This is a genomic window from Candidatus Saccharimonas aalborgensis (assembly GCF_000392435.1).
Classification (GTDB): domain Bacteria; phylum Patescibacteriota; class Saccharimonadia; order Saccharimonadales; family Saccharimonadaceae; genus Saccharimonas; species Saccharimonas aalborgensis.
Map to the genome: position 1 here is coordinate 112746 of NC_021219.1, position 13482 is coordinate 126227.

A 13482-nucleotide genomic window follows, 5' to 3' on the forward strand; every position below is an offset into this window, starting at 1 on the left:
TACTAGCGTCAATACGCCACTTTTACTGACTCACTTCACATAGTTTCCGAAAAATCTCGACCATAGCGAGAGTATCGAGTGCACAATACTCACGCAGCTCGTCAAATACCACACGTCGCTCACACTCATCCATAGATAACGAAAGTACCGCCTCCATCCACCGCTTCTGGGCAACTGCACCATCAGCAATCGCCATGTTTCGATAGGAAAGCTCAGGGACGAGTGCCGGTAGAACCTTTTTTATGCTCGCGCTTCCGCCTAACTGAATATCAGCATAATAACCTTTATAGAAAAGTTCTATTGGGTCGCGCATTCGTTCGTTAAGAGCCAAAAGGTCTGCACTATACTCTGACACCAGGCGCGCCATCGTTTCATTGCAGCGCTGCTCAAAACCCATACTCCACGCTACAATAGAGCCGTTATTACCAATTGACGAAAGTAGGTGTGGCACCAACTGCCCAGCCGGCATATCGGCCATCTCGTGTAAATACATCGCATGCCGAACCTCACTATCAGGAGAATCAAGCACATGGAGTGAATATTGAAACGGTACTTGTTCATACGGTTTCACGCCATCATAAGGAGGCACAACACCAGCTGCTGTTTCGTAATCGAGAAAATACAGCGGGTACTCAAGCGTAGAGAGCCACTCGCGAATCTTTTGTTTATCGATGTTTATGCCGCCCGCTTTTGCTGCTTCGATGTGCGCGACAAGGGCTGGCCGCTCGACAAGGTGCGGTGGAATATCTGCGAGCTTTGAAATGCCCAATTCTTCACAAGTCGCAAGCAACGCCGGGCTAATAAGCACACTGCTGTAGATCGAGTCCTCACCGCTAGGCCAGAGTGTTTGATGGATCTCTAGCCAGCCTCTTAGACCTTGTCTACTCGCAAGCGACGGTGAAGGATCGGGCATTGTCGGACGGAGCACTGTGGCAAGCGCATGCGCAGCAGCGGTCGCAGTAGAGACCTCCAGCGCTCTCACTTTTTCGGTCACGTCAGTAACGCTACTTAGTTCCAGTGGATCAATATCACCATGACGCACAAAGGAAGGATTGACGTGAATCACCGATATATTTCGCGCCTCGTAACCGGCGCCTTCCAAGACAAACAACTGAAATGCTAGATCATAAAGGTGTTCGGGCTTGACGCGCGTGCTTGATTTTATCTCGTACAGATCAACAACATTCTGGTCAACGACATCAACAATATCACAAATGAACGTAAACGGACCATGCTCAAACCGACCCTGAAAAATCGTCCGTGCTCCACCATCTAGTGCCTCCCTGGTGCGCTCAGTAAGTGTACGATACGACGACCAGTTGCTAAACCCAAGGTCAACCGCGCCCGCAAAGCGCTGCTCAACAAGAGGCTCAAAAGCACTTCCCGCGTCGAATCGTTGTTGCTGCTGAGCGGTCAGAGGAGGCAGACGTTCCAGCTGATGCTTTTTGAGCCACAACCAAGCGGGATGCACACGAGACAACATATAATCGGACTTTGTGATGGACACCTCTGACATGCCCTCAGTATAGCAAATCTAGCAGGCAGCGATCAGCGCACTCACAGTAGCGTCGATTTTTTTGGAGACAGCTTCGTCATCCTGAACTGCTCCATCGACTGCGAGATCTTGCATAAATTGTAAGCCGGCTATTGGCTCAATAAGCTTCATGTGCAACACTTCATTCATCAACTCTAGATGTTGATAGGCATGCTTTGCAGCATAAAATCCGTAGCCGACAAATGCCACAGGCTTACCCTCCCACTCTTTATAAATCCAGTCGATCGCGTTTTTCTGAACACCACTTAGGCTATGGTTGTATTCTGGCGAAACCAATACCACGCCATCAGCTTCTTTTACCATCGTCGTCCACTGTAATACTGATTGATGTTCTGGACTAAATCCCTCCATAGAAGGTGGTAGGGCGCTGTCAAAAAAAGGTAACGCTAACTTACTGAGATCGGCGACAGATACTACTGCGTCTTTTTCTTGCAATTTCTTAACTACATACGGTACCACCTGTTGACCCGCGCTATTTGGTCGTACGCTCCCTGTTACAACGACTATTTTTACCATATATCCCCCTTCGCCTTACAATAGTTGATACATCGCCATCATTGCTATACTGTTCTTATGGCCTTTAATCATTATGCAAAGATTGCTCGAATCATCAATAGTCTCGCCTCATCATGGATCGTCGTACGCATTGACAAACCAACCACTGCAAAAAAATTCAATGGCGGGCAAGCATATTATGATCACTATTACAGAGTGTACGACGGTCAACACCGCCCCATACCCTATTGCAAATTTCAGCAACTAGAGCGCTTTGCCCGCGTTATGCAGCTCGACATTAATGAGATACCTGTAGTTGACGAAGGCGCTTTAACGGCGATCAAAATGAATAGGTCATCAGACGATTGACATCGTCAGTCTCATCGTGTTCTCTAAATCCGTTCGCTTCATAAAAACCGACAGCTTCTGGCAGTGACTCAAGTTTACAGATACTTGCCCCACTCGACTTCATATGATCAAGGATGAACCCGAGCATGTGTGTACCGACATGTTGACGCCGTACATCGGGGTCCACCGCCAAACCATGGAGCCAAGCTTCAGACTGTCCTCTGCCCCCAGTATAATAATTTGCCAAGCCTACTACTCTTTGCCCCATGATTCCGGCAACGGCAGCATTCCCATGACGGAAATGTCGTAGGATCTCATTTGCGTGTCGAAGCGACGGTAAACCCGGTCGAGGTACGCCATGTATTGCATCATACACTCTCAATCCCTCTCGTATGAAGTGAAAATCACCACTCGAAGGAAGTAGTGATCTTGGCACTACGATTGGTCTGATTTCGAGTGCGCGCAATTAAACCCGTTCCGCGGCAAGCTCATCTTTTGCACAACTGGCGATGTGATCCATGACGGGATTTATCGTTTGATCCGTAAGCGTCTTGTCATAACTGGTAAAAGTAATGTGGAGTGTTGTTGTCTTTTTGTCAGTATTGTCCTCTGCACTATAGACGGCAACCGGCTCAAGACGAATATCAATTCCCGCCATTTTCTCCGTTGCCGCACTCCAAACACAGTGAAATATTTTTTCATACGGCACCGAGAAAGCGGTTTTCAGGGAGATGTCTTGTGATGTTGATGGATAACGGGACAAAGGTTGATAGTTGTTACGCTTTAGCTCAACAGCATTGGCGATTCCTGCTAACTCTAGCGTCATTGCCGCAGTATAGTCTGGTAGTTTAAACGCCTTCCTCACCGACTGCTTTAGTTCACCTACTATGCCAATATATTCACCTTGCCTGCTCTCGATCCTCGCGCTACGAGCTGGGGCAAATACCGTCGCGGCATGTATGCCATCAGCATTGTCAATTGGTATTAGTTTGAGTGTAAGACCGAGGTCTTTTGCCAATTGAGAAACGAGTCGACGCATCATATAGTATGCCGCTCCCTGACGAGGCTTTTTGCTAGCATATACAGCATCTACAAACTCAGGCTCACTAGGAAGCCCATTATCGTCTGCCAGATGAGACACTTTGTCGTGGCCTTTACCAATTTCAAACAGCACAAACTCATCATAGCTATTTTTTATGTTGGCATGCACCTTGTCCAACAAGCTAGGCAGTACTGACAACCGATATAAATGGAGATCGGGGCTGATGGCGTTTCCAAGACGAAATGCTCGAGAGGCATCCTGCTCGGCTTTTTTCATAACTTGCTCGTGCACAAAACTGTATGTTAGTACTTCATTCGCTCCGGCGCGCGCCAGACTCTGACGAATACGCTGTTTGAGTACCCTATTTTTGTTGCGCGTGGCAACACCGCCAGCACGTTTGGGTAATTCGCGGGGCAAGGCATCAAAACCATACAACCGCCCAACTTCCTCTACAACATCCTCGGGAACCTCTATGTCCATTCGCCAGTAAGGCGGCAAAACGACAATAGCATCATCGCCATCATCTGACACCTCGTCATCACAGCGCATCTCAACATTTGAAAGAAGTGTCGTAATTTGCGGTTTAGCCAGTGAAAGTCCTAGGCGATTATTGATAAATGAGGGAGTAATAACTACCGCCTTGGACGGGGTGATGGTTTGGCCAGCATCAACTACTTCGGTTGCCTGAGCCCCACCTGCCACGTCGATTATGGACATCATCAGCAGGTTGAGCACATACGGATTTTGCTGTGGTGACTGACCTTTATTGAAGCGAGTCAGCGCGTCGGAAAAAACCCCATGTCGCATGCTCGACTTGCGGACCGTATACATATCAAAGGTGGCTACTTCAAGCACAATAGAAGTCGTCGTATCGCTCACTTCGCTATTGCTACCGCCCATGATACCCGCCAAACCGACAGGACCCTCTTGATCTGCAATGACAATATCATCGCTACCGAGCTCATACGTTTTTCCGTTGAGAAGCGTCACCTTCTCACCACTATTTGCCATGCGTGCGCTAAGCGCGTGACCTCGCAATTTATCATAGTCATATGCATGGGTGGGCTGAGCGGTAAGTAGCATGACATAATTTGTCACGTCAACAATATTGTTAATCGCCTTACTACCAAGTCGTATCAATTCGCACTGTAGCCAAAGCGGACTTGGTTTTACCTCGATACCACTAAACCCAACCGCCATAAAACGTGGTACTTGGGTGAGCGCTTGATTTGTGACTGTCAGCTCAAAGCTATTTGCTGATAAAAATGATGGAAGGGTCGTATACCACTCTGGGCTGTGAAACGGTTGCCCGGTGATCCCAGCAATTTCACGTGCCACACCCAACTGACCGAAACAATCAGGGCGATGAGTAAACATTTTATTCTCAATATCAATAATAGTGTCGTCTAACCCCATTGCCTCAGCAAAATCCTGACCAGTCGCAAGTCCTCTTGCGCCAATGTGCGGCGGCATGTCTTCTTCGCGAAGTTCAATAATTCCGTTGTGGTCACTATTGATAGCCAGCTCATCACCCGCTCCCAGCATTCCATTGCTCATGACGCCACGAATTTCTCGCGGCTCAAGTACAAAGGGTTTGGCATCGGCATAGCTAGCCGGGACAGTTGTGTGTGGCGGCAACCATACTGCCCACATATTGGCGTGAACATTCGGTGCACCGCATACGACCTGGACGTACCCATCAACATCGCGGTCAACATCACGTACTGATTGGCCATCATCGATTTTGCACACACTTAGTTTGTCGGCATTTGGATGCTTTTCGCAGGAAACTACTTTTACGATCGTAATATTTTTGTATCGTACGCCTAGTTCGGTCACTTCCTCAACGCCGCCAAGCTGATTGTTTATCGTCGCAACAAGTTCATCAACTAGTATGTTGATGGAAGTAAACTGTTTAATGAGGTTGAGGCTTACTTTCATTGGTATGCTCCTATAGCGATTGCGGCCACCAGTGGAAATGTCTTGTATTCCTGCTGGTGGCTTGCTGAGCCAAAATGACCGTCTTGTTTGATAATGAGTGTCCCTCCTAGTTTATCAAATGCCAACCGACCTTGGGTATCATCGCATTTCCACGGATCATTGGTGGAGTTAATCATATAGTAGTCTGCCAGTGGTGCCAGCTTCTGCCAATCATAGTGCGGCTGAAGAACTGGCTCACGACCCATATCAATTTCTGTATAGAAGCCGGCGATGAGCAGCGCGCGAGCAATTTTTTGACCTGATACTTCGAGGATACTGAGAATGAATGGCGCACCGGCAGAGTGTCCGATCAGAACTGTTTCTTCATTCAGATCAAGCGTCGGTAATACCTGACTTACCATCTCAGCAATCGGCTGCTGATTCATTTGCGGCAAATTGGGTACCGAGACGGTATAGCCCGCTTTTTCCATCTGTTGCTTTACCCACGGAAACCACTGGTCGTCAGGCGACTCACCAGTACCATGAAAAATAATTGCGTTTTTCACCCCACTATCTCCTCATCCGATACACCTTGCATAGCATCGTTAATCTTCTCACGATGACGATAAAACGCCAGCGGCAGCAACTCTTCGATACTGCGTACCTCAACAGAGCCATGGCTATCGACGATAATTCGTGCTTGCGGGACATAATCATGAAAAATCTGACGACATTTACCACACATATTGGCAACAACATACTCTCCGGCGGTATTGCGTCGCACCGCTACCACTGTTTGCACCGCATAATTTTCGCGGTTCATAGCATGCGTCAGTGCCGAAACTTCTGCACAAATTGAGCCAGAAAAATGATCAAAATTAAGTCCCATGATGATATGCCCATCAGCCATGCGCAGCGCTGCTGCAACTGTATGCAGCGGTTTGCGATACTTCTGTTCCAAGTGACGACGGGCAAGTGTAATCAGCTCGTTGTCTTGCTCGTTTAGTGCATGTTCATATTGCTCCATGGTACGTGTTCCTACCTCACTATCTCAGCGAGCAGTTCCGGAAACTCGCGCATGACCATTCCATCCGATTGCATACCAAAATGATTTTTATTCTCAAGGCTGATCAGCCGCCCGCCCAGATGCTCGGCATTATACTGAGCTGCCACATAGGGCACCCACTCATCATCGCGAGAATGTAATAAAACGATGTCAGCGCAATTATGCCGAATAGTCTCAAAGTCATAGGCACCCGAATAAAAATCCCCACCTGCTGCATCCACAAGGTGCGCACCGTTTGTGGCAACGAGGATAACCCGCTTAACTGGGCGGTCTGGTTGTTCGAGCCAGCGCAGTGCAGCCATCCCGCCGCGCGAGTGTCCGACCAGTATTGTTTCCTCATCAGGATGGACGGCATCAATATCGGCAAGCCAATCGGCGATACGAGGCACTTCTTCGGTAGTCAATGCGGGCACATTGCACTCAATAGTTCGCGCGGTACACTCGGCTTTGATCCATGGATACCACGCATCATCCGCTGTTTTATTTTTTCCGTGGAGTAGTACAACACGCGTCATGCGCTAAATTGCCTCAAGAAATCTAGTTTACCCGACTCGAGATGACGGATGTCCTCTATCTGGTATTTCATCATCACAAGTCGATCAATCCCACAACCGAACGCAAATCCCGTGTAAATCGTTGGGTCAATGTCAGCTTCTTTCAAAACGTTCGGATGAATCATACCGCAACCAAGCAGCTCAATCCACCCAGATTGGCTACAGATGTTGCAGCCCTGCTTGTCGCAAAAAGGACAGCTGAGCGCAAACTCAAAACTGGGTTCCGTAAACGGAAAATAAAAGGGGTTAACTCGCACTTCAAGCTGCCTGCCATAATACTCTTCGAGGAAGGCCTGAAGCGTGGCGATCAGCATACCCGCATGAACACCCTTTGCCACGTACACCCCCTCAACCTGATAAAAGGTGTGCTCGTGTCGGGCATCAAGGTCTTCGTTGCGAAATGTTCTGTCGGGCACTATGACAGCGATGGGCTGGTTATTTTCGAGATTGTCATGATATTTCCTCATGACACGATTTTGCATTGTACTGGTATGGGCGGGTGCAATCAGCGGATCGCCGCTCGCATCTGTCTCTACTGTCATGAAAGTATCCCAGTCATCCCTGGCAGGATGGCCTTTGGGAAAGTTTAGGCTCTCAAACATATGGTACTGGTCATCGATTTCACGAGACTCTTCGGTCACGAACCCCATGCGATTGAATATGTCGCTAATTGTTTCGATTTCATTCATCAGCGGATGAATTGTTCCTTGATCACTAGGCAATAGCGCAGGCATTGCTGCATTTACATCAAACGGTGCCGTGATATCAATCGCTGGCAGTTCTTTTGCACTAAGTTGTTCTTGGCGTTTCGCCACGGCGCGCGCAATTGTTTCTTTTAGCTCATTTACTTTCTGGCCAAATTCTTTTCGCTCATCAACAGCAAGCGTCGGAATACTCGCGTACAATTCTCGAAACTCCTTGCTTTTTAAGATGTCTGCGGGAGTATCAGAGGCCGCAATCCGCGACTCAAGTTCAACTTTAAGAGAAGCAATATCGATCATTACCTCTTTAGTATACTACGATTATGAGTTGACGCGGACTACAAAATAGATAAATACTGCTACCGCTGCCAAAAAGATAGTTGCCCACACTCCGGCCAGACTTGTTGTATGCTTGGTACCTTTCATATACTCTGCGTCTTCTACACCATCAATTGCAGTATACGCAGTCGACGGATCACCTTCATCTTTGGCACGAGCAGCTGCCTTTGCACGCAAGTCTGCGGCAATTCGTTGTTGCAATTCGGAACGTGCTTGCGTTTGTTCAATATATCTTCCCATGCGTGACTTGTATTATACCATGAGCTCATTATGCTATAATAGCTGCATATTCACGATAAGGAGGGAATATAATGGCTACCAAGAAAGCCGCTTCTACCAAAAAAGCGACCGTCAAAAAGCCGGCCGTCGCAGCCAAAACTACAAAAACAAAAGTAACTGTCAAACCATTGGCAAAAGAAGTTACGCACCCAGCAAAATCAGTTGCGCACCCTACGGTTCGCGTCAAACGTGAAAGGACGAACCTTGCGCTTCCTGGCAACGTTGTCAACATCGTTTTTGCTGAGCTGATCGGTACGTTTGTACTGACATTGGTTGCGCTGCTTGCGGCACAAACTGTCGATGTGCTCTATGTCGGCCTCACGTTAGTGGTACTGGTTCTGGCCATTGGCGCAATTTCAGGTGCACATGTCAATCCAGCCGTTACCTTTGCACAGTGGACAATGCGCCGCCTCAAGGGTGTACTCGTGCCATTTTACTGGGGAGCTCAATTCCTCGGGAGCATGCTGGCCGTTATTGTGATGAACCTCGTTGCAGGCGGCACACTCAAGCTCGATTTCAGTCATATGGGCTGGAATGTGTTTGATTGGTCAGTCTTCGGTATTGAACTCACTGCAACTGCTATCTTTGTCTTCGGACTGAGCGCAGTATTGAGTCGCCGAGATCTTGCAAATACCAGCCGCGCACTCGGCGTAGGACTCTCGCTTATGGTTGGTCTTGTCGTTGGCGGTGGTCTTGTCAGTACCCTGCAAACCAACGTGCAAAAATCACTTGCTAATTCGAGCATTACGTCTCCAGACCAGATACCGCACGCCTTGCGTGTAACAAATGCCACACTCAACCCGGCGGTAGCACTTGCGGTAACTGAGCGCCCAGATAGCGCCTTCAGCCGTGCCGGTGATACCAAGAATGACAAACAATACTCTCGACTAAGTATTGAGGTTATCACTGCAACGCTCGTAGGAGCTGCCTTAGGAGGCAACCTCTACTTGCTTCTCGCTGGACGCCGCAACACCGTCCTATAAGTTAGGCATAGGTCAATAAAAAAACTCCTCGGTGGAACACGAGGAGTTTTTTATTGCTTCTTCTTATTCCCCCGAGTTTGGTTTATCGAGCAGAAGTGGCTCGACAGCAGGAGTGGTTTCGGCAATTTTTACGACGTCTCTGTCAACTTTAGAGAGTTCTTTGTGGGCGGCGTTGAAGTGATTGACAGTAGTACCGAGTGCACCGCCAAGCTTGTGCATGTATTCATCAAACTTTGCGATATGTTGGCCAAGTTTACCGACGCGCAATTGGATGTCCTTTGCTTGTTCTTCGATTTGTAAACTACGCAAACCCTGTAACACCGTTTGCAAATAGGCCATGAAACTTGTCGGGCTAGTGATGATAACGTGCTTGTCCCGAAAGGCGTACTCAATGAGGTCACGCGAACTTCCTCCACTGCCAACGTTATTGATAAGCAGATCATAGTAGAGTGATTCGCTCGGGATAAACATAAAAGCGAACTCCATTGTTTTTTCACTCGGCCTGATATACTTTGAGGTTTCATCAATTCTTAGTTTTAGATCGCCCTTTACTTTTGTGAGTAGGTCTTCCCTTTCCTTGCCACTCGCTTCGATCATTCGATTGTAATTTTCGAGACTAAACTTACTATCAATCGGTAATAATTTCCCCTTATCAAGATAAATCACCGCATCGACGGCATCACCGTTTAAAAACTTATATTGGGTTTGATACTGTCCCGGAGCCAGTACGTTTTCGAGGACACTGCTCAGATAAAACTCACCAAATACACCGCGTTGTTTTGGATTTTGCAAAACATTTTGCAGCGTTTTTAGTTCGTCCGCTACATCAACGACGCGGCGATTTGTCTCATCGAGTTTTGCCAGACGTTGCGTGACATCGGCAACAATTTTTGCGCTTTCACTGAGTTGTTTTTGTACGGATTGTTGCATAGCAGTGCTCCCGCGCTCAATTTTGTCGCCCATCGTCTGCTGCAACCCTGCGATAGTACGAGTCAGCTCCGTCATATCTGCTTTTACCAGCTCAACAGCACTTCCCTGCTTTAGGTCATTGACACGCTGAAAGAGCAACAGTAGTCCACCCGCCATGAGAACGATTACGACAATAAGAAGTATGATAACGATATGTTCCATACTGCTAGTATAGCATCGACAAGCTACGAGATCAGCATCAGTCGCGTAACTACGACAAGTACAGTCACAAGAACAACGGCAAGGATGAACGAACGGACACGAGATATCCACGTGAACAATCCGTAGCAAACACCAAACAGAAACATCGTCGAAAGGATGGCCCAATACCACGACATCCCAAAGACAATCGGCTCAATCCCCCAAAGTGCTACTGCACTTGCGATAACAGTCAAAAGTGGACGAAAAACCCTTAGGCGAGCAAGCCCCACAACGCCCGCGATTGCGCCGATGACCATTGAAACAATCAATGAGTAAAGTGGTGCTTGGCTACAGTCGGCGCTAGCAGCTGTTCGACACAATACCGTCCCAAATAGATACTTATTCATTATCAACATGAGCGCCGACACCATCAATCCGACACCAATGCCACAGACAATTGCAGCCACGAGCTCACGCAGAGACATTTGCACCAGTGGTGAGACGGTGGAATTATCCACTTCACTATAGACTTCCTGTTTCATCCAACAACTCCTCTTTGTTAAATGATATTTTACTACCTATTTGTGTTTTTTACTAGTTTTTGTGAAAATATTTTTCCATAAGCAATATACCAGACGGCTCCCAGCACACCTACTATCATGCCGCCGATAACATCGATTGGTGTATGGACAAGAGCTAATACTCTTCCGATGGCCACCGTCACCGTCAAAACACCGAGCAGTATTGTCAACCACTTCAGGCGTGTTCCATACCACACTGCAAGCGTCAAGAAACTAGCAAAAAGTGTATGGTCAGACGGGAAGCCCGGGTTGTTGAGATAGGCGGCACCGGCAATTTGACCACTTAGCTCGAACGGTCGAAGAGCTTCTGGCTGCCAAACAGCTCCAAGGTATTTAGCGAGGAGATAAGACGTCATACCGGCCATCAGTATACGAGTATACCGATCGTACCGACCTTTTTTAGGAACTCGTATCAAAAGTGCGTACCCAGCAAGCAATACTATCGGGAGCATTAGCCCATCGGCCAGGAGTTTAATCACAAACTGCATATACCTAGTATACTATCTTAGTCTCCAAACGTTGTGGCAAATAATACACGGGGCGATAACTCGCTATCTTCGATCCCTCCGGCGAACTTGCCCGTGACCGTACAGCCACTTCCTCGTCGTTCCGCTATCGGACCTATCACCTGTGTCATGCCTGCTGATCGTGCCGTCATATACATCGGGCTGTTGATTGTTGTCCGTTGGACGGCTGGAAGCCCGAGTGCTTGAGCACGTTCAAGTCGCAATCGGTAGAAATCATTACTGACTCCCCGTCCACGATAACGAGCGTCTTTTTGAATGCCTGTCTCTGACAAATAATACAGACTTCCCGTGATGCCCACGCCAGCGAGAGCACCGACAACACGCTCGCGCATTTGATCAGTACGATATTTTTCACGCGCGAGTACCCCAGGTGAAGCATATTTGAATGCCCAGCTAAACCCTGCTATCTGCACATCATCCTTCAGCACGAATAAGCTGGCTCCGGGACGAGTTAGTTCGCACTGAATATACTCGACAGTCTCTGCTGCCGGATATGCCAATTGTAACGGCTCATTACAGCACGCGCTTGGTTCACCCGGTGAGGTGGTTGCACCAAAAAACTTACCGTCAACTGGGCATTTTGTCCATTCGTTCCATTCATCCCACTTAAATGCATCGGCATACACCGCAGCGATTTGCAGTAGACTGCTCAAATCAATCGCTTGTAAATCACCCTCCACCCTTTCAACTCTCAGTTCAGGATTTTTCATCACTATTCTCCTTATTCCATTGTTCTACTATTAATTGATAGAGGTTTGCCGCAACTTGAAGATCACTAATTGCTGCCGACTCATTCGCTCCATGGCGATTGTCCCCGCCTGCGCCAATCACATATATTGGACTGTCGATTACTTCAGCGAGTAACTGAACGTCGATATAGCCCCTGTAGCGAGGGTCGTCCGGCTGCCACAAAATACCAGCCTGTGTATAGCACGTCTTCAGAAATTGTTCTGATACCGTATCTCTTGTTTGATTCCAGACACCGAGATCAGCCCCCACTCGAATACTTTTTACCTCGAGACCACGCTCTTGAAGTAGCTGTCTGAGGAGAGTCTCGACCAGTTGAGCCGTCAGTTTCGTATCGGCAACGCGGAGCTCTATGATACCCTCAGCATAATTTGGAATGACATTTCCGCTGCGCTGAAGTATCTCAGGATTATCAACATCCGTTGTCGCGCCGCCCCTAAGGTAAGCAATATTCATCGTCGTTTGTCCCAGTTCCGACGAGGTATACTGAGTCAGCTGCTGCTCAAGTGATGCCAGGCTCTCCATAAGCTGCGTGATAGCGTTGACACCATTGGCGGGATTTGATGCGTGACCGGATTTGCCGATAACTTCAATATCCATTTTGATGAGGCCTCTACACCCCATCAACGGTTGCAAATTTCCATCAAGTGATATAACAAGCTCTGGCGGCTGATCAACAAAAAGCTTATCGGCGATCACCTGTTTCATACCGGCAAATCGATACTCTTCGTCGACATAGATGAGCATACCTACGGTCGATCGTGCACTTTTGCTCATTCGTGTCAACGCCACCATGAGTGAGGCAATTGACCCCTTCATGTCCGCTACGCCCAAACCATAGAGTCTGCCGCTCTCACGAGTTAGTGTGAGCGGCGGTGTTTGCCAGCCGTTTGATATGGGTACTGTGTCGATATGCCCCACAAATAAGACTATAGGTGTCGGGGCGCCGACGTAAAGGTTTGCTCTACCGTCGGGGAGTGGTTGCCGTGTCAGCTTCATATCTGGTAGATTCGTCACAAACCATTGTTCGAGCCACGCGACGACAGCAGTTTCATCACACCCATCAGCGACATAGCTTGCGATCGATACTAATTTCTCGGCCAATGATACGACATCGTTCATACGGTTTTCCTCCGCATAGCCAAGTCAGCCATTGATCCAAATACTCCTATCTGTAATTTCCTTTTCATATCTATCCCTTCGTTTTTAGTGATGCATAAGCAAAGCGCCAGCTA

General features: G+C 48.0%; 16 protein-coding genes. 2 read left to right on the forward strand and 14 right to left on the reverse strand.

Going from position 1 to position 13482, the window contains the following annotated elements; genetic code table 11:
- Positions 1-22: 22 nt before the first annotated feature.
- Positions 23-1516, reverse strand: a complete 1494-nt coding sequence (locus tag L336_RS00545) for a DUF2779 domain-containing protein (RefSeq protein ID WP_015641267.1) — start codon at positions 1514-1516, stop codon at positions 23-25.
- An 18-nt stretch (positions 1517-1534) separates the two neighbouring features.
- The gene (locus L336_RS05435) at positions 1535-2071 is read right to left on the reverse strand and encodes an NADPH-dependent FMN reductase (RefSeq protein ID WP_015641268.1); all 537 of its coding nucleotides are present in this window, start codon (positions 2069-2071) and stop codon (positions 1535-1537) included.
- A 57-nt stretch (positions 2072-2128) separates the two neighbouring features.
- On the opposite strand from L336_RS05435, the gene L336_RS00555 reads away from it, so the two are divergent.
- Entirely contained in the window at positions 2129-2419 is a 291-nt protein-coding gene (locus L336_RS00555) for a hypothetical protein (protein WP_041191107.1), read from the forward strand.
- Here the strand turns inward: L336_RS00555 and L336_RS05440 are convergent.
- The 7 genes from L336_RS05440 to L336_RS00585 form a co-directional block, all read right to left on the reverse strand.
- The gene (locus L336_RS05440; RefSeq protein WP_128569589.1) at positions 2391-2774 is read right to left on the reverse strand and encodes a GNAT family N-acetyltransferase; all 384 of its coding nucleotides are present in this window, start codon (positions 2772-2774) and stop codon (positions 2391-2393) included. The two genes, L336_RS00555 and L336_RS05440, sit on opposite strands and share 29 nt — an antisense overlap.
- A 90-nt stretch (positions 2775-2864) precedes the next feature.
- Positions 2865-5381 carry a phenylalanine--tRNA ligase subunit beta gene (gene pheT / locus L336_RS00560; protein ID WP_015641270.1) on the reverse strand — a complete coding sequence of 839 codons (2517 nt, stop codon included), beginning with the start codon at positions 5379-5381 and terminating at the stop codon, positions 2865-2867.
- Positions 5378-5926 carry an RBBP9/YdeN family alpha/beta hydrolase gene (locus L336_RS00565; RefSeq protein ID WP_015641271.1) on the reverse strand — a complete coding sequence of 183 codons (549 nt, stop codon included), beginning with the start codon at positions 5924-5926 and terminating at the stop codon, positions 5378-5380. Before L336_RS00565 ends, pheT begins: the two co-directional genes overlap by 4 nt.
- Positions 5923-6387 (reverse strand): cytidine/deoxycytidylate deaminase family protein, encoded by a 465-nt coding sequence (locus L336_RS00570; protein WP_015641272.1) that lies wholly within the window; start codon positions 6385-6387, stop codon positions 5923-5925. The genes L336_RS00565 and L336_RS00570 overlap by 4 nt, the downstream gene beginning before the upstream one ends.
- A gap of 11 nt (positions 6388-6398) precedes the next feature.
- Positions 6399-6941, reverse strand: a complete 543-nt coding sequence (locus tag L336_RS00575; RefSeq protein ID WP_015641273.1) for an RBBP9/YdeN family alpha/beta hydrolase — start codon at positions 6939-6941, stop codon at positions 6399-6401.
- Positions 6938-7981: a phenylalanine--tRNA ligase subunit alpha gene (pheS, locus tag L336_RS00580; RefSeq protein WP_015641274.1), complete on the reverse strand. Its 1044-nt coding sequence runs from the start codon at positions 7979-7981 to the stop codon at positions 6938-6940. The genes L336_RS00575 and pheS overlap by 4 nt, the downstream gene beginning before the upstream one ends.
- 21 nt (positions 7982-8002) lie before the next feature.
- Positions 8003-8260, reverse strand: a complete 258-nt coding sequence (locus tag L336_RS00585) for a hypothetical protein (protein ID WP_015641275.1) — start codon at positions 8258-8260, stop codon at positions 8003-8005.
- Positions 8261-8331: 71 nt separating this feature from the next.
- Here L336_RS00585 and L336_RS00590 point away from each other — a divergent pair, with 71 nt between their 5' ends.
- On the forward strand, positions 8332-9282 hold the full coding sequence (locus L336_RS00590) for an aquaporin (protein WP_015641276.1): 951 nt from the start codon (positions 8332-8334) through the stop codon (positions 9280-9282).
- Between the two features lie 63 nt (positions 9283-9345).
- Here L336_RS00590 and L336_RS00595 read toward each other — a convergent pair whose 3' ends face one another.
- From L336_RS00595 to L336_RS00615, 5 genes are read right to left on the reverse strand one after another with little or no spacing between them, the layout of a single operon-like run.
- Positions 9346-10413 (reverse strand): DNA recombination protein RmuC, encoded by a 1068-nt coding sequence (locus tag L336_RS00595; RefSeq protein ID WP_015641277.1) that lies wholly within the window; start codon positions 10411-10413, stop codon positions 9346-9348.
- A gap of 23 nt (positions 10414-10436) precedes the next feature.
- Positions 10437-10934, reverse strand: coding sequence for a hypothetical protein (locus L336_RS00600; protein WP_015641278.1), 498 nt, complete (start codon positions 10932-10934; stop codon positions 10437-10439).
- Positions 10935-10966: 32 nt separating this feature from the next.
- Complete coding sequence (locus L336_RS00605) at positions 10967-11461, reverse strand: phosphatase PAP2 family protein (RefSeq protein ID WP_015641279.1); 495 nt, start codon at positions 11459-11461, stop codon at positions 10967-10969.
- A gap of 17 nt (positions 11462-11478) precedes the next feature.
- Complete coding sequence (locus L336_RS00610) at positions 11479-12210, reverse strand: hypothetical protein (RefSeq protein ID WP_015641280.1); 732 nt, start codon at positions 12208-12210, stop codon at positions 11479-11481.
- Entirely contained in the window at positions 12197-13369 is a 1173-nt protein-coding gene (locus tag L336_RS00615) for a M20 family metallopeptidase (RefSeq protein WP_015641281.1), read from the reverse strand. The genes L336_RS00610 and L336_RS00615 overlap by 14 nt, the downstream gene beginning before the upstream one ends.
- Positions 13370-13482: the final 113 nt, after the last annotated feature.